At 52.6% G+C, this 16,970-nt stretch carries 16 protein-coding genes; 14 read left to right on the top strand and 2 right to left on the bottom strand.

Going from position 1 to position 16,970, the window contains the following annotated elements:
- The first annotated feature begins 1 nt into the window (after position 1).
- Together EV294_RS23510 and EV294_RS23505 are read left to right on the top strand one after the other, a co-directional pair.
- On the top strand, positions 2–1,039 hold the full coding sequence (locus tag EV294_RS23510) for a hypothetical protein (protein ID WP_132311290.1): 1,038 nt from the start codon (positions 2–4) through the stop codon (positions 1,037–1,039).
- A 20-nt stretch (positions 1,040–1,059) separates the two neighbouring features.
- Positions 1,060–2,016 carry a stalk domain-containing protein gene (locus EV294_RS23505; RefSeq protein WP_132311288.1) on the top strand — a complete coding sequence of 319 codons (957 nt, stop codon included), beginning with the start codon at positions 1,060–1,062 and terminating at the stop codon, positions 2,014–2,016.
- Positions 2,017–2,099: 83 nt separating this feature from the next.
- Here EV294_RS23505 and EV294_RS30930 read toward each other — a convergent pair whose 3' ends face one another.
- Positions 2,100–2,231 carry a hypothetical protein gene (locus tag EV294_RS30930; protein WP_012772419.1) on the bottom strand — a complete coding sequence of 44 codons (132 nt, stop codon included), beginning with the start codon at positions 2,229–2,231 and terminating at the stop codon, positions 2,100–2,102.
- Between the two features lie 298 nt (positions 2,232–2,529).
- Between EV294_RS30930 and EV294_RS23500 the strand changes: the two genes are divergently transcribed.
- Both EV294_RS23500 and EV294_RS23495 read left to right on the top strand, forming a co-directional pair.
- The gene (locus EV294_RS23500; RefSeq protein ID WP_132311286.1) at positions 2,530–3,069 is read left to right on the top strand and encodes a VanZ family protein; all 540 of its coding nucleotides are present in this window, start codon (positions 2,530–2,532) and stop codon (positions 3,067–3,069) included.
- A gap of 110 nt (positions 3,070–3,179) precedes the next feature.
- Positions 3,180–4,625 (top strand): nicotinate phosphoribosyltransferase, encoded by a 1,446-nt coding sequence (locus EV294_RS23495; RefSeq protein WP_132311284.1) that lies wholly within the window; start codon positions 3,180–3,182, stop codon positions 4,623–4,625.
- A 34-nt stretch (positions 4,626–4,659) separates the two neighbouring features.
- Here the strand turns inward: EV294_RS23495 and EV294_RS23490 are convergent, their stop codons facing one another.
- Positions 4,660–5,541, bottom strand: a complete 882-nt coding sequence (locus EV294_RS23490) for an AraC family transcriptional regulator (RefSeq protein WP_132311282.1) — start codon at positions 5,539–5,541, stop codon at positions 4,660–4,662.
- A gap of 183 nt (positions 5,542–5,724) precedes the next feature.
- Here EV294_RS23490 and EV294_RS23485 point away from each other — a divergent pair, with 183 nt between their 5' ends.
- The 10 genes from EV294_RS23485 to EV294_RS23440 all read left to right on the top strand — a co-directional run bounded on the left by EV294_RS23485 (position 5,725) and on the right by EV294_RS23440 (position 16,656).
- Complete coding sequence (locus EV294_RS23485; protein ID WP_132311280.1) at positions 5,725–7,119, top strand: MATE family efflux transporter; 1,395 nt, start codon at positions 5,725–5,727, stop codon at positions 7,117–7,119.
- Between the two features lie 28 nt (positions 7,120–7,147).
- Positions 7,148–7,636 carry a translation initiation factor IF-3 gene (gene infC, locus EV294_RS23480; protein ID WP_132311278.1) on the top strand — a complete coding sequence of 163 codons (489 nt, stop codon included), beginning with the start codon at positions 7,148–7,150 and terminating at the stop codon, positions 7,634–7,636.
- Positions 7,637–7,800: 164 nt separating this feature from the next.
- A complete protein-coding gene (locus tag EV294_RS23475; RefSeq protein WP_132311277.1) occupies positions 7,801–9,519 on the top strand; it encodes an ABC transporter ATP-binding protein in 1,719 nt (572 codons plus the stop codon).
- Between the two features lie 179 nt (positions 9,520–9,698).
- Positions 9,699–10,592, top strand: a complete 894-nt coding sequence (locus EV294_RS23470; protein ID WP_132311484.1) for a decaprenyl-phosphate phosphoribosyltransferase — start codon at positions 9,699–9,701, stop codon at positions 10,590–10,592.
- Between the two features lie 12 nt (positions 10,593–10,604).
- Entirely contained in the window at positions 10,605–10,946 is a 342-nt protein-coding gene (locus tag EV294_RS23465; protein WP_165930789.1) for an EamA family transporter, read from the top strand.
- 15 nt (positions 10,947–10,961) lie between these two features.
- Complete coding sequence (locus EV294_RS23460) at positions 10,962–11,378, top strand: divergent PAP2 family protein (RefSeq protein WP_132311482.1); 417 nt, start codon at positions 10,962–10,964, stop codon at positions 11,376–11,378.
- Positions 11,379–11,447: 69 nt separating this feature from the next.
- On the top strand, positions 11,448–13,094 hold the full coding sequence (locus EV294_RS23455) for a hypothetical protein (protein ID WP_132311273.1): 1,647 nt from the start codon (positions 11,448–11,450) through the stop codon (positions 13,092–13,094).
- A 31-nt stretch (positions 13,095–13,125) separates the two neighbouring features.
- Positions 13,126–14,757: a hypothetical protein gene (locus EV294_RS23450; RefSeq protein ID WP_132311271.1), complete on the top strand. Its 1,632-nt coding sequence runs from the start codon at positions 13,126–13,128 to the stop codon at positions 14,755–14,757.
- Between the two features lie 217 nt (positions 14,758–14,974).
- The gene (locus tag EV294_RS23445; protein WP_132311269.1) at positions 14,975–15,445 is read left to right on the top strand and encodes a cupin domain-containing protein; all 471 of its coding nucleotides are present in this window, start codon (positions 14,975–14,977) and stop codon (positions 15,443–15,445) included.
- Entirely contained in the window at positions 15,445–16,656 is a 1,212-nt protein-coding gene (locus EV294_RS23440) for an MFS transporter (RefSeq protein ID WP_132311267.1), read from the top strand. The genes EV294_RS23445 and EV294_RS23440 overlap by 1 nt, the downstream gene beginning before the upstream one ends.
- The last annotated feature ends 314 nt before the right edge of the window (positions 16,657–16,970 follow it).

Raw genomic sequence — 16,970 nt, 5'->3', positions numbered from 1 at the left:
CATGGAAACGCCACGTAAGCAAAAAACAAAAAAGAAGCTAAAGCCTTGGATGAAGTGGGTAATCGGTACCGCTTCATTTTTTGTTGTTGTCGGACTGATCTTTATAGGAGTCGCTTACTATTACATCAAATCCATCGATATTAAGGATATTGCATCTCGTCATAGCAGTGATGTAGCGGATAGTACTGGTGAGGTGATGTCAGAGCCTAAGAAGCTGCCAGCTATTATCGAGAAACCAGTCGAAAAAGCTAGCCAGCTTATTGGCGGTGACAAGATCGACAGTGCAGATGCCCTTGATGTAGCAGCCATTCTCTTGAATTCGGGTCTTAGCTTGAAGCAGATTTCTTATCTGCAGGGTAATGCTACTACAGATTTACCGGTTGAAGAGAAGCAGAAAATCCGAGATTTGTTATTAACCAAACTCTCCGATGAAGAGATTGCCTTATTGAAATCAATCACTAAACAATATGGAATTGGGCTTAATATTCTTAACCCCGATTATCCAATTGAGTGGGTGGGCGAGAGAGATCCACAGAAGATGAAAGAAAATAATGAGGCTTGGAAAAAGATGCAACAACATTCCAGTGGCTCAACTAAAACTGCTGGCACTGGGGCTCAATCAGATAATAAGCCTACCGAATCCAGCAAGCCAACAGAACCAGAAAAAACACCAACGCCAGAGCTTACCACTGACTTGAAGCAGGTTAAGCAATCCATCGATTCCAAGACAGAGTCGCAGTTAGCGTCGTTGTCTGGAACCTGTAAGGCTAAAAGCAACGCCATTCTGCAGCAGATCGTTGGCAGTGCGGACGGAGTTACGGTAGAGGATCTGCAAAATAAATATCTAGGTAAAGTCATGGAGGCCGAGGGCTCTTGTGATGCGCAGTTCCAGGGCATTGTGAGTCAAGCGGCCTCTAGTTATGCTGATGCAGGAATTGATAGCGGTGCAATGCCGGATTGGAATGCGAAGTATGAAGCAAGCAAGCAAAGCGTACGAGCATCCGCGATTAGCGCTATTGCCAAGGCTATTAAATCATAATAATTAAGAGGAGAATCCAAATGATGAAAAATTTACGCCATTACACACTCATGCTGTTAATTGTCGCTTTATGTACCGTTCTGCCACTGACAGCCGGTGCAGCATCCAGCTCGGTTACGATCAAGACGCAAGCCGTTAACCTGAAGTTCGACGGACAAGCGCTTGCTTTACCGGACGGACAATATGCTTTTATTTATCAAGACCGCACTTATATCCCGGTTCGCTTCATCTCTTACGCACTGCAGAAGTCTGTGAAGTGGGATCAAAAGACATCTAAAGTAACGGTATCCGAGCCAACTGCTGCGGAGAAGGAAGCTCTTGCGAAGCTGCTTGCTGGAGCAGCTGCTGGCGGTGCACAGCCTGCTGCCGGTAAGAGCATTACGATTAAGCCGGTTCAAGCTACGCTTGTATTCGATGGACAGGCAAAAGCTCTTCCTGCAGGTCAATCTCTCTATTCGATCAATAACAGCATTTATGTTCCGCTTCGCTTCATGTCCGAAGCTGTAGGAACGGATATTAAGTGGGATCAGAAGACCAACAGCATCACAGGCGAATCCGCGGCATACAAAGCGGCACAAGCTGGCGGAAATAATGGTGCTGGAGAAGGTACTAATCCTGGAACAGGTACTGGTGGCGGCACAGATCCGGTTGGAGAAGTGAAACCTACTTATGACGAGTTGGCAGCAAGTGCCGAAGCTAAATTTACAGCGCTCGAATCGAAATGCACTGCTGCATTGAGCAGTTTATACTTCCAGCACCAAGCAGCGACAGATGACTCGGTGAAGGCTAGCCTGGAGGCTACCGGTAGACAAACAATTGATCAGTGCAAGGCTGACTTCAATACTCTCGTTACGAACACGAAAGCCGAATTAACAAAGTATGGCTATAGCTCGGATGAACTGATTGCGGCAATTACGAAGCGTTTTAATGAGGATATGGACACCATTAAGAAACTTGCTGGCGGTATGTTAGGTTAATCCAAAAACTCCCCCGATGGCTTCACTGAAGCCATCGGGGGAGTTTTTCTATTGTCTATGATCTTATGAATGGCAGTAAGAGATTATCGGAACAGCCGAGAGCGTTTGTTGTTTCGGTATTTGTACCAGTAGTCGCCGTTCTCGTCTTTAAATACTCGTATGCCTACCATCTTAAAGGGTGTCCAAATCTCGGAGAACATCAAATAGCCAGCCATTCTCTAACCTCCTAAAATGAATGATTACACAAATGGCCTTATTCAAGGACATTCGTGATGGTTCATGCTTCGTAAGCATGGGCTTAACAGAAATCTAACGTTCGCTAGATTTATAATACCAAAGAATGGATACTGAAAACAATAGTTTATAGGACTTTTTACTCAAATTTACATTACCTTAGTCTTGTTTTTCGTGGGGAAGGCGATAGATTTCCATTTCCTTCATGAATCTGCTACAATAACAGACCAGAGATAGATAATGGGCGGTCGGATTGTGTCGAAGGAGTGTTGAGGATTAATGTTAAAAAAGGATAGAAAAAATTCTATAATATGGTTTTTTGTTGTATTTTGTTGGATTTTTTTCATATTTACTTTATCTTCTGAATCTTATAATCAGCAGTCAATAAAACCTGCATTAAATAAATGGGTGACCCAAGAAGAGCTGGCTCAGAAGCTTCCGGATACCTCCATTACCTATCATGGCAGCACGGTAGTGGCCAAAAAAGACCCGTATGGCTTCGTGGAGTTCTTCTTCCGCAAAGGGGCGCACTTGTTCATGTACGCCGTGTTATGCGTGTCGCTGTACATGTTCATCCGGAATCTGATGCTCCGCAGGCAGATGGTGCTGCCGGTTATTATGGCACTGATCCTGACGGGCGGGATCGCGGCCCTCGATGAGACGAATCAGCTGAGCAAGGTCGGGCGGACGGGGAATCCGACGGATGTGATCGTGGATTTGACGGGCGGCTGCATTGGCCTCATCATCTGCATTACGATTAATTATTGGCTGGAACGAAGACGCCGGCGGCCGGAATACCGGTTCGTCCGGAAGTTCTAAAGCCGGCATGAATTGCGGCAGCCTTTCGCTGATGTGGCGGAAGGCTGTTGTTTTTGCTTATTATGGATATGCTGTGAGTAAGATCAACTAGAGGGGTGTGTCGAGAAGCAGTGGACGGTGCTAATAACTTAACGCTTCATACGGATAAATATCAGATTAATATGATGTACGCCCATTGGATAAATGGCACGGACGGGGAAGGCGCCGTGTTCGAGGCTTTCTTCCGCAAGCTGCCGTTCGGCAACGGTTATGCGGTCTTCGCCGGCCTCGAGAGAATCGTGGAATTCATCCGGCATCTGAAGTTCGGGGAAGAGGAGCTCGCTTATCTGGCGAGGCAGGAGGAGAATTACGATCCGGGCTTCCTGGAGGTGCTCCGGCAGTTCCGCTTCAAGGGAACGGTGCATGCGGTGGAGGAAGGCTCGCTGGTATTCCCGAATGAACCGATCGTGCGGGTGGAAGGCACGATCTTCGAGACGCAGCTGGTGGAGACCGCGCTGCTGAACTTCATGAATTACCAGACGCTTATCGCGACGAAGGCCTCGCGGATCAAGCAGGTCGCGTCGGGAGATATTCTGCTGGAGTTCGGAACGCGCCGGGCGCAGGAGGCGGATGCGGCGGTATGGGGCGCGCGCGCGGCTTATATTGCCGGCTTCCATGCAACCTCGAATATGCATGCCGGCATGATGTTTGGCATTCCGACGAAGGGAACGCATGCCCATTCCTGGGTGCAGGGGCATGAAACCGAGGAGGAGGCTTTCCTGGCCTACGCGAAAGCCTTGCCGGATGGCGTTACGCTGCTCGTGGATACGTACGACACGCTGAGAAGCGGGGTGCCCAACGCGATTAAGACCGCGCGTTATCTGGAGAGCATCGGCAAGCGGCTTGGCGGCATCCGGCTCGACAGCGGCGACTTGGCGTATCTGTCCAAGGAAGCGCGGAAGCTGCTGGATGCGGCAGGGCTGCAGGATGCGAAGATCGTGGCGTCGAACGATCTCGACGAGACGCTGATCTTCAACCTGAAGGCGCAAGGCGCCAAGATTGATACTTGGGGCGTTGGCACGCAGCTCATTACGGCGGCCGACCAGCCGTCGCTTGGCGGCGTGTACAAGCTGACCGCCCGCAAGCGTGACGGGCAATACATACCGGTGATCAAGATCTCGGGCAATCCCGAGAAGGTATCCGCTCCGGGCAAGAAGGACGTGTACCGGATCATGAACAAGTCCACGGGACTTGCCGAAGCGGATTATATCACGCTGCATGAGGAGACGGCGATCTTAAGCGGCGAGCGGATCAAGCTGTTTGATCCGGTTCATCCGTATATCCACCGGTACATCAGCGATTATGAAGCGGTTCCGCTGCTGAAGCCCATCGTGGTGGAGGGCGAGATCGTGTACAAGCTTCCGCCTCTCGAAGAGATCCGCAGCTTCCACGAGCATCAGCTCAGCCTCTTCCGGCCGGAAATTCTCCGCAAGCTGAATCCGGATCTGTATCCGGTTCACCTAAGCGAGCAGGCTTGGCAGCTGAAGACGGAGCTGATCAAGGCGCATCAAGAGTAGAGCTGCCCAAGCCGCCAGCGCTTCTCGCATGGCATCAGCCATGCGAGAAGCGCTGGCGGTATTTGCGCGGCGAGATGCCTTCATACTTGGCGAAGCAGGAGGTGAAGTAGGCGGCGGAGTTGAAGCCGACCTCTTCGGCCACCCTTGCGATCGTATAGTTCGTCTGCAGGAGCAGCAGCTTCGACTGCTGAATGCGGAAGCGCAGCAGGAAGTCGAACGGCGAGCAGCCGAATTCCTTCTGCATGCATCTGGCGATATATACGGGATGGAAGTTGATGCTCTCGCCAAGCTGCTGCGCCTTGATATCCTCGCGGTAATGCTTCCTTAAGTACGAGGCGGCCAGCTCCGCGCATTGCGAGGTTGGCGTCGTGCCCTGCGTCTCGATGGAGGCGGACAGCTGCTCGAAAATCTCCTGGAACAGCACCTGCTGCTTCCAGCTGACGCTGCCCAGATGGTTGCCGTGGCCCAGCTCCATCAGCTGCTGGATCTGCTCGACGATCTTGGCGGGCTGAAGCAGCCTGGTATACTGCGGCACCTGCTTGATGAAGGTTTGCGTAGTGAAAATTTGGGGATTTAAGCCATGCGGCTCCCTGCTTTGAATAATCCGCGGAGCATATTCCTCCGAAGCTGCCCACCGGCCCGTTGTCTGGAAGTGAAGCCAGTAATAGGCGGAGGGCTCTTCGCATTCTTTTGTCGCGTAATGATGATTGTCCGGCCCCAGGATTAAGGCCTCCCCAGCCCGTACCTCAAACGTGGAATCGCCCTCCCCCATAAAGAGACAGCCCTCCGTAACGACAAGCAGATCGAATACGCCGATCCGGTATCTGCTGGGATGCTTGAACCCGGCCGAGCTCTTCGTATAGCCCGATGCGATGTAGTGCGGAAGCGGCGGAACGGTAAAATGAAACAGCGTCATGGCGGCACCTTTTTATACCTCTTGCGGAGGTTTGAATTTTGAAAGTTTCGGTTGTAAAACTGATACATTATCCGAAGTATAGCATCTATAATATGAAATTGCATGACTATTATAGTGGCGTATTGGAGTTGCCGTTTACTTAAACATCGGCTGCAGCAGGTGTACGCTCGGGAGGATTATAAAATGCAAAAGCGTGAACATCACAAGTTTTCGCTATGGATGCTTGCATGGCCGATATTTATTGAGTTATTCCTGCAATTTCTGTTAGGGGCGGCCGATACGCTGCAGGTGAGCAAGATCTCGGATAATGCGGTTGCCGTCGTCGGGTTCTCGACGCAGCTGTTCAGCGCCTTGATGACGCTGTTCATGACGGTGGCGAGCGGGGCGGGTATTCTGATCGCGCAGCGGATTGGCATGCGGAAGAATGAAGACGCGCGTACGATCGCGATCATGTCCGTGAAAGTCAGCGCGATTATTGGCCTCTTCATCAGCGTGCTGCTGTATGTGTTCCCGGGGCCGATTGCTTCCGCGCTTCAGCTTCCGGATGAATTGTTGCCGCTGGCCAAGACGTATATCTCGATCGTTGGCGGCGGGATGGTGCTGGTTGCCGTGATGGCGGCGCTGAGCAATGCGATCCGCAATACGGGCAATACGAAAGGCCCGATGTATACGGCCATTGGCATGAACGTCATTCATGTCGGGATGAACTACGCTTTTATTTTCGGCAAATTCGGATTTCCGCAGTGGGGTCTGAAGGGGGTAGCGATCTCAACGGACATCAGCCGCCTGCTCGCGGTAATCGTGCTTCTGGTGATGTTCCTTGGCGCCTTCGAACGCCAGATTTCGCTTCGCGACTTCAAGCTGTTCGACGGCAAGCTGTTCAAGGAAATTCTGAAGATTGGCTGGCCGCTTGGCATTAACATGTCCTGCTGGGTCTTCTCCCAGCTTCTGATCTATACGTATATCGCGCAGCTTGGGGCGGTGGAGCTGTCGGCGCGTACGTATATGAATACATTGGAATCGTTCTGCTTCATGCTTGGTTATTCGCTTGCGCTCGCGCTCCAGATTCAGATCGCGCATCTGTACGGGGCGGGCAAGGTGCAGGAGGCTTACAAGAACTCCTACCGCGCGCTGTGGATCGGGCTTGCGATCGTGACGGTGAACGCGCTGGTGCTGTATTTGATCGGCGGCACCATTCTGAAGATCTTCACGAAGGATCCGGCGATTATCGCGATGGGCGTCTCCCTGCTCGGAATGAACCTGCTGCTGCAGCCGGGCAAAATGCTCAACATGGGCATCGGCAACGCATTAAACGCGGTTGGCGACACCCGTTACGTGATGTGGACCTCGATTACTTCGATGACCTTGATCGCTACCGTTCTTTCTTATATATTTGGGATAACGCTGGGATGGGGACTTGTTGGCATCTATGCGTGCATGATTATGGACGAATACATCCGCGGCATATGGGTGCTTAGGCGATGGAGACAGAAGAAGTTCATGAAGACGGGCCAGGAGAAGCCGGCTGCCGCCCTGCATAACGGCGCGGGAGGCACGGGCGCTACGTTAGAGGCCTAACAGACAGTAAACGGGGGATATACGATTTATGTTGATTATGAATGAGAAAATAAAAGCGGCCGAGGTGCGCCTCACCGGTCTCGACGGTGAATCGCTGGGCATCGTATCGCGGGAAGAAGCGCTTCAGATGGCGAAGCAGCTGAAGGTGGATCTCGTCTGCGAATCGCTGATGAGCAGTCCGCCGCCGTGCAAGCTGATCGTGCGCGGCGGCGCCAAGCAGCAGGCGAGCCAGCAGAAGAAGGCGGAGAAGCTTCAAAGCCAGCCCGCGAAGGTGAAGGAGCTGCGGCTTAGCGTCGATATCGAGCAGCATGATTACGACACGAAAGAGCGTCAGGCGGCGAAGCTGCTGGAAGCGGGCAACGCGGTCCAGCTGGTCATCCGCATTCAGGGCAAAGAGGGAGCCAGAGCGAAGGAGCTGCTGGAGAAGCTGCTGACGGATCTGAAGCCATACGGCACGAAGCAGACCGGCATTCAGCTTAGCGGCAAGCAGGCGGCGGTTCAAGTGAACCCGAATTAATTGACAGTCATGCTTATCCCATATATGATAATGATTATCAACTAGCGAAAAGAGGCTGCTTCGTCAATAGGAGAAGCAGCCTATGTTTTCGTGTTCGCGATTATTCTAAGAGTCTGGCGGATGAACGATTCGCTGGCTCTATTTTTCGAGAAAAGGAGATCCAGATGCTTAAGAAGTTTTTTGCTTATTACCGGCCTTATCGTAAGCTGTTCCTGCTCGACTTCTGCTGTGCGGTCGTTCTGGCCGTTCTGGAATTATGCTTCCCGCTGGCGGTCAGCCATGTCATTGATACGCTTCTACCGGAAGGGAATCTGAAGTTAATCATCGGCGCCTGCGCGATTCTGCTTGCGGTTTACGTGCTGAACACGTTCCTGTCCTTTGTCGTGACTTATTGGGGACATATGCTTGGCATCAATATCGAGACGGATATGCGCAAGAGGCTGTTCGATCATGTGCAGAAGCTCAGCTTCCGATTCTTCGACAATACGAAGACCGGCCATCTGATCTCGCGCATGACCAACGATCTGTTCGAGATCGGGGAAGTGGCGCATCATGGTCCGGAGGATATGTTTATCGCCGTGATGACTCTGATTGGCGCGTTCGGCATTATGGCGTACATTAACCTGCCGCTGACGATCATGACGTTTATCGTCGTGCCGATTATTCTGGTGCTTGTTCTGTACTTCAATGGAAAGATGACGAAGGCTTCCCACCGTCTCTTCGGGGATATGGCCGACTTTAATGCCCGCGTCGAGGACACCGTTGGAGGTATCCGCGTCGTTCAGGCTTTCTCGAACGAGAAGCATGAGAGCAAGCTGTTCGCGGGCAACAACAGCCGGTTCCGTCAGGCGAAGCTGATCTCTTACAAAATCATCGGTCTCAACTCGTCCATTACCTATTTCCTGATGAGGCTGGTTACGCTGTTTGTCTTGCTGGCCGGTACTTGGTTCGTTATTAACGACAATCTGCATTACGGGGAATTCGTTGCGTTTGTGCTGATGACGAATATTTTCTTCAAGCCGATCGAGAAGATTAATGCCGTTATCGAAAGCTATCCGCGCGGGATCGCGGGCTTCCGCCGTTACGTGGAGCTGCTCGAGACCGAGCCGGATGTGGCGGACGCTCCAAACGCGAAGGCGGTTGACCGTCTCCACGGCGATATCGAATACAAGAGCGTGACATTTGGTTACGAAGGCGAAGCGAAGGTGCTGAAGGATATCAGCCTGTCGATCAAGGCGGGCGAGACCGTCGCATTCGTTGGTCCGTCCGGCGCCGGCAAAACAACGCTCTGCAGTCTGCTGCCGCGCTTCTATGAAGTGGACGGAGGCAGCATCTCGGTGGACGGCCACGACATCCGCGATCTGCAGCTGGAATCGCTCCGCAAGCAGATTGGCATCGTCCAGCAGGATGTGTTCCTGTTCGCCGGTACGATCCGCGACAACATCACCTATGGCAAGCTTGGCGCATCCGACGCGGATATTATGGAAGCGGCGCGCCGCGCGAGATTGCAAGAATTTATTCTTTCCCAGCCTGATGGACTGGACACGGTAGTCGGGGAGCGGGGCGTGAAGCTGTCCGGCGGCCAGAAGCAGCGGATGGCGATTGCGCGCATGTTCCTGAAGAACCCGCCGATCCTGATCCTGGACGAAGCGACCTCGGCGCTGGATACCGAGACCGAGCAGGCGATCCAGCAGTCGCTGGCCGAGCTGTCCGAAGGCCGGACAACGCTTGTCATAGCGCATCGTCTGGCGACGATCAAGAACGCGGACCGCATCGTGGTGGTGACCGAGAACGGCATCACCGAGGAAGGCCGTCACGAGGAGCTTGTGGCAACGGGAGGCATTTACAGCCGTCTGCACCAGGCGCAATTTGGAGCATTATAGGGGTACGAATAGGGCTTGCCAACGCGGCAGGCCCCTTTTTACGAAAATTTTGCTCCATTCTGTAACTTTTTTTCGCAAAAATGCTACATTTAATGGCATTAATAATGTTACGATAGCCCCAAGTTAATCTCTTAGAGAGATCGTTGGAGGAGGTAGAGGACTTGGAACCGGAAATTCAAATGGGCAAAAGCCTGGCCCAGACCCATCCAGGCGTCCCCATATCATTAATTAAGCTTCTTAGGCCAAAACAATGGACGAAGAATGCGCTGGTATTCGCGGCTCCCGTATTCTCGCTCAGCTTATTGCACTGGTCGTTGTTTTGGCAGGCTATCATCGGATTTTTCCTATTCTGCTTCGTATCCGGGTGCGTGTATATCCTTAACGACTTCTTCGACAGGGAAGCCGACCGCAACCATCCGGAGAAGAGGCATAGACCTATCGCTTCGGGCGCGGTCAACCCTTATGTCGCATTGGTATTCGGCTTCCTGCTCCTTACGACCTCACTTACAACGGCCTTTATCTTCAACCCTCTCTTCAGCGGACTGCTTCTTGTGTACTTCCTCATGAATGTCGCTTACTCCATGAGACTTAAGCATGTTGTAATTATGGATGTGATGATTATCGCCTTCGGCTTCGTGCTTCGCGCGATCGGCGGCGGATTAATGATTGATGTTCCCCTTACGCCTTGGTTCCTCGTCTGCACGATGCTCTTATCCCTGTTCCTTGCGATCAGCAAGCGGAGGCATGAAATCTTTCTTCTTCAGAACGAGAAGGAGGGGCACCGGAAGGTGCTCGAGAAGTATTCCATTCAGCTGCTCGACCAGATGAGCAACATCGTTACGACCGCTACGATTATGGCTTATTCGCTGTTCACCTTCACCTCCGGCCGGACGGTTCAACTGATGTGGACGATTCCGTTCGTTATCTACGGGGTGTTCCGTTACCTGTATCTGGTCCATATGGAAGGGAAGGGCGGCAAGCCGGATAAGGTGCTGCTCGAGGATAAGCCTATTCTGGTTACGGTTGTGCTCTACGGTATTTCGGTTATCTTGATTCTACTCTTCCTGGAATAAGTGGTGATACTCATGTGGAATATGATATGGATTCTGGTGTCCGTTATTATGGGCGCGGCGGGGCAGGTGCTGCTGAAGTTCGGAGCGATGCATCCGAACGAGTCGATGTCCGGGCCGCTGCGCATGCTCAACTTCTATAATGCCGGAGGCATCTTCCTGTACGGGGCAAGCGCGCTGATCTGGATGTTCGTGCTGCGCAAGGTGGATCTCAGCTACGCGTATCCGTTTGTCAGCCTGGCTTATATTATCGTGCTGGTGGCTTCTTATTATTTCTTCGGCGAATCCATCAATACGTACAAAATCGCGGGGCTTGTCCTCATCGTGGGCGGTATTGCCTTCATATCTAGAGCATAGCGGGGAGTGGTTGTTCTGCCTTATTTTCTGGCACCTCTCATCGGGTGGTTCGTATCCGGAGTCTTGAAATTCGCAATCAATTACATTCGATTCGGCAAGGAAGCGAAGCAGCGCGTCGGTAACGGCGGATTCCCAAGCACGCATACGACGGTGGTGACGACGCCGTCCATGCTGATCGGCTTGTCGGAGGGCTTCAACAGCCCGATGTTCGCTCTTGCCGCCGCCGTTACGTTTATCGTCATTATCGATGCTACAGGGCTCCGGAGGGCGGTCGGGCGCCATGCGGTAGCCATCAACCTGATGACATCGGATTCTTCGGCTGTCCAGCCTACAAAATTACGGGAGAGCATGGGACATACGCGGCTCGAGATCGTCGGGGGTCTCTTGCTGGGCATTCTGCTCGGTTATCTTCTATACGGAATCGCGGGTTAACGCATGGCTTATCCGCATTCGGTCGCAGATCATGTTGATGTCTCCAAGGTTAGGAGTGCTAGCTTACATATGACTACGGTAACTGCCAGGGCGCATCTGATGAAAGGAGCCTTTATTCTATCCGGAACGGCGATGACGGGGCTTGTCTCTTTGAAAGGCACGGCTTTCCATGTCGCAATCGGCGTTGTGTGCTCCTTTCTTATTTTGTGCTGGGCAGCCTATAAGTCCGGGTATCTCGACAAGGTGATCCCGGCCATTCGGAAGAAGGACAGCCTTCTGCCTCTTCTCTTTGCTGCCGCGATCGACGTCAGCATGATTGACTATTTCTACAAGCAGAGAACGCTGAAGAACGTGAGGGAAATGCTCCGGGATACGGGCTATATGCCGTACGGCGACGAGATTGCCGCGGCGATCTCGATTATCGTGGGAATCGCGGCTTTCTATTTCCTGTTCTTATGCGTCTATCTGCTGTGGCCTAAGCTGGCCGCGGTGGCTCTGGAGTTCGCAAGAAATTTGACCAAGCTGGAGAAAAGGTACCTGATCATATCCACGGCCTTGCTTGCCGTTGTCGTGATTATCGCGTTTAACGTGAGCAGCGTGTTCTACGAGACCCGTGATCAGAGCGGGGAGATTGTCCGATTCGACGTCGTGTACACGACCGATACGGCGGATCTGGTGGACAGCAACGTGTACCTGAACATCAGCTCCGTGCAAAACGATCTCAAGCAGCCGCTGTTCGGCCTGTTCGCTTTGCCATTCGCGATTGTTGGCATGGTCGCCTCGAAGCTGCTCTTCTTCGTTCCGTACAGCTATCCGATTATGATGCAGATCATTCAGGTATTCCTGCTGCAGATGGCGATGGTTCTGATCAGCCGGATGCTGAAGCTGAGGTCCATCGATCAGTTGATTCTCCTGTTGTTCCTGAATGCGTCTTATCCGGTATTGATGTTCTCTCTGAATATGGAGCAGTATATCTTCTCGCTATTCTGGCTAATTCTCTTCCTCTATTCCTGCCAGTTCGGCTGGGGGCCGAAGGTGTATTATTTCATCGGTGCGGCGGGCTCGCTTCTGACAAGCGCGGTATTGTTCCCGTTGTTATCGAGGTCGAAGGAGCTAAAGGGAATGGTGAAGGATGCGGGCAAGGTGGCGCTGCAGGCGCTTGTGATCCTGATCCTGTTCGGACGATTGCCCTTGTTGCTTGAGGTCGTCTCGTCGTTCAAGGAGAACATGGAGTTTACGGGGGCAGCCATCAGTTCCGGGGACAAATGGCTGCAGTATGTGAACTTTGTAGCCTCCTGCTTCGTGAAGCCCGGCGCCGGCGTTGACCGGTCAACCTTCGAGCATGTCTCTTATCAGCTTCATGCGGTTCATTCGTTGAATATTCTCGGCTTGGTACTGATGATTCTGGCCGCAGCCGGCTTCCTGCTGCATTACAAGCACCGTTTTATGAAAATTTGCGTCCTATGGGTTAGCTTCTCCTTCCTTATGCTGTGCGTGGTGGGCTGGGGAACGGCTGAGAACGGACTTATTCTGTACAGCTTGTACTTCTCATGGGCTTTCATGGCTCTGCTCTACATGCTGATCGATAAGCTATTGGCCCGGAACCACTGGGTGAAATATTCCGTTCATGCCCTGCTGCTTATCGTCATGATCGGGCTGAACGCCCAAGGCCTGTACGATCTGATTCGGTTTGGAGCGGAGTATTATCCGGTATAAGAGTTGAGTTGCCATATTAGGAGGAGTCAAGATGCCAGTCAGAAGTTCGGTTCTTCGTCTGCTGTTTATTGCTTCGGGAGTCTGCATGACGGCCCTGCTTACGTTGAGGGGAACGGCCGTGAATGTGCTTATCGGCCTGTTATGCTCGCTCTTGTTATTGTATTGGTTAACGTATAAGCGCCAGGTCGTGGAAAAGGTAACCCGGGAGCTGAGTGCCGGACGGATTTTCTTCGCCGCCTTGTTTACGCTTGTCGGCGTGTATTACCTGACGCAATACTCGTACATCAAGTACAGCAAGCTCTCCGGCGAGATCCTTGATCGTATCGGCGTCGACATAGGCGGTCACAACGATAAGGTGATTTCCATTGGGCTGGGGATCTGCTCGCTTATTGCGGCATTCCTGGTGCTCTGCTGGTTCCTGCCGAAGTTCTATGCAACGGCGAAGGAGCTGATTGGAGGCCTGGACCGGCTGGAGCGGCGGTATTGGATTATCGCAAGCGTAGCCATGGCGGTTGCTATTCTGGTTATCTATAACCTGACGAACGTCTTTTACGGAGCGCATGACGCAGCCGGCAAAATCATCCCGTATGACGTCGTGTATACGGCGGACTCGATTGACCAGGTAGAAAGCAATACGTTCCTGAATATCGGCACGTACGAGAATGATATTCGTCAGCCGTTGTTCGGCCTGTATGCCGCTCCGTTCGCGCTGATTGCGATGATCCTGTCGAAGGTGCTCTTTTTTATCCCGAACAGCTATCCGATTATGATGCAGATCATCCATGTGATCGTCATGCAGTTCGCCATGATTCTGCTCGCCCGAATGATGAAGCTGCAGTCGACGGACAAAATTTTCTTCCTGCTGTTCACGTCCTTCTCCTATCCGTTTCTCCTGTTTATGTTCAATATCGAGCAGTACATATTCGCCGTATTCTGGCTGATTATCTTCATCTACTCGTATCTGTTCCAATGGGGGCGGAGAGATTTCTTCTTCATAGGCGCGGTAGGCTCCTTGGTGACAACGGGCATTCTGTTCCCGCTCTTGTCCGAGGCGAGGAAGCTGAAGGAATGGATCAAGGATATGGCGGTGAACGCCTTCAAGTTCCTGGCTGCGGCTACGCTCTTCGGGCAGCTTCCGGTTATTCTGGAGACCCATACGGAGTACAAGGGATTGATGGCATTCTCCGGTGCGGAAGTAACGACGCTCGACAAATGGTATCAATACGTCAACTTCTTCGCCTCCTGCTTCGTATGGCCAAGCGCCGGCGAGGACCGGACGACCTTCGAGCATGCCTCCTATCAGCTTAGAACGGTAGATTCGCTTAATATTCTCGGTGTAATTATTCTGGTGCTGGCTGTCATCGGCTTCGTGCTTTACTACAAAGACCGCTTCGCGCAGATCTGCATGTTCTGGCTCGCCTTCTCCTTCGTCATTCTATTCGCGGTAGGCTGGGGGACGAAGGAAAACGGTCTGATTCTGTATTCCTTCTATTATTCATGGGCGCTCTTCGCGCTGATCTTCAAGCTGGCGAATCGTCTGCTTGCCCGGGTGCAGCCGCTCAAGTACGGCGTGTTCGGACTGCTGCTTGGCGTGATGGCGGTCATTAACCTTATCGGTATTTATGATTTGATTGATTTCGGGATTCGCAACTATCCGGCTTGATGGATGGGGCGGAAAAGAGTCTGTCCGCAGCAGCAGGAACGGTTCGCCGTTCTTTCTGCCGCAGGGCCAGGCTCTTTTTTGCTATGCGGGCAGCAGCCGGTTGGGAGAAAGAGGCCTTGCATCCACATGTCGCGCATTGACGATCGGGGCATTGCATAGTACATTGGACTGAAACTAACAACTAGATAGTGCGAGAGATAGAGAGGAGAGGACTATATTGTCGGCAACGGCTGTAAAAGAATTATCCCCGCTGGTAGCGGCGCTTGAACTGAAGCCTCATGTGGAGGGCGGCTGGTACAAGGAGATCTGGAAGGCGAATTTTGAAATTCCGCAGGCGGTACTCGGCGAGCCGTATTCCGGACCGCGCTTTGCGGCATCCTCGATTTATTTCCTGCTTCATCCGGAGGAATTCTCCGACTGGCATACGGTTCATTCGGATGAGCTGTGGCTGTGGCATTCCGGAAGTCCGCTTATGCTGACGCTTGGCGGCACGGGCGAGAGCCCTGAAGTTCGCAAAGAGATTATTGTTGGAGGCGACGTTGCGAATGGCCAGCATCCGCAGGCGCTTGTTCCCGCAACCGAATGGCAGATGGCGCGTCCGCTTGGCGATGAGCCGGTTCTGGTGTCCTGCATCGTAGCGCCGGGCTTTCATTACGATGACTTCAAGCTGATCGAACGTAAATTTTAATGCGACCGGCAGAAAAGCTCTGGACGAAAAATTTCATTCTGCTGGCGTTCTCTAACTTATTCTTATTCTTCGGTCTCGAAATGCTGCTTCCCACCCTTCCGCTCTTCGCGGACGAGAAAGGGGGCAGCGGATCGCAGATCGGCATGATGCTGGGCATCTTCACCTTCTCGGCCGTTGTGTCGCGTCTGCTCATTGGCATCGGGCTGAAGCATTTCGGCAAGCGCAAATTGCTCTTGATCGGCGTAACGATCTGTCTTATCGGCATGGCGTGTTATTATGCGGCCAACTCGATCTCGGCATTGCTTGCGCTCCGCGTCGTTCACGGCTTTGGCTTCGGTATTGCCACGGCCTTGTACGGCACGCTGGTATCCGACGCGATTCCTGCCGAGCGGCGGGGAGAGGGGATGGGCTACTTTGCGATGGGCAATGCCGTATCCTTCTCGATCGGGCCGATGCTCGGGTTATGGCTGCTGGATCAATACGATTACGCAGGCTTATTCGGAGCCGGAGTAATCTTCCTCGCGATTACCTTGGTGCTGACCTTGCTGGTTCGGCAAAAAAGCGCTCAATCCGTCGAGATTGCCGCGGCTGAAGCGGCCGCTGCGGCGGAGCTTCATGCGGCGGGGGTGAAGCCTTCGCCATGGGCTGAAATTATCGAGCCTAAGGTGCTTGTGCCTTCGATGCTTGGCTCGCTGGTTGGCTTTGCGTTCGGCGGCATGCTTAGCTTTGTAACCTTATTCACCAAGGACATCGGGATTACGCAGACCGGCTACTTCTTCTTGGTTGTAGCGATCAGCGAGGTGCTGATCCGGTTTATCAGCGGTCCGTTGTTCGATCGCAAAGGACCGTTCTGGGTATTGTTCCCCACGGCGATCCTTTGTATAATCGGCTGCGTATTGCTCTATTACACCGATTCCATGGCGATGCTGCTGCTCGCCGGCGTATTCTACGGCGCCGGCTTTGGCGCGATGTTCCCGGCCTTGCAGGCCTGGGTTATCAACCTGGTGCAGCCGGAACGCCGCGGCGTTGCAACCGCGACGTATTACAACTTCTTCGATATCGGCATCGGGCTCGGCTCGATATTGCTCGGCGTGGTTGTAACCGCGACAAGCTACACGACGATGTTCCTGCTGTCGGGTATTCTGTACATTATTTATCTTGCTGTGTATTTCATTTACCTGAGCCGCCAGCGCGCGCGGGCTCAAGCGTAACTTGGAAAGAGCGGTGCCCTGGTCGGGGCACCGCTCTTTTTGTTGTAAGGCGTTGGTGACTTACTACATTGCACGAAGTGCAGCATAACGGGCGAGAAAGGCGGCTGCTCGAGAGATATGCTGCACAGATTGCAGCATATTGCGCGAAATGAGCCCGTATTGGCTCGTTTTGTCCGAATATCCTGCATTCCGTGCAGGATAGGACTAGTTACTGGGCTCAAATGCTTCAATATGCTGTATTTCGTGCAACGTAGGCGGATGGCGGTACTTAAAGCTAACTAGTTAGTTGATCTGTCGAAATGCAGCATATAGAG

This window comes from Paenibacillus sp. BK033 (assembly GCF_004345425.1).
Taxonomy (GTDB): Bacteria; Bacillota; Bacilli; order Paenibacillales; family Paenibacillaceae; genus Pristimantibacillus.
Note: the sequence above shows the minus strand (reverse complement) of the source record. Positions and strands in the feature narration are given on the sequence as shown.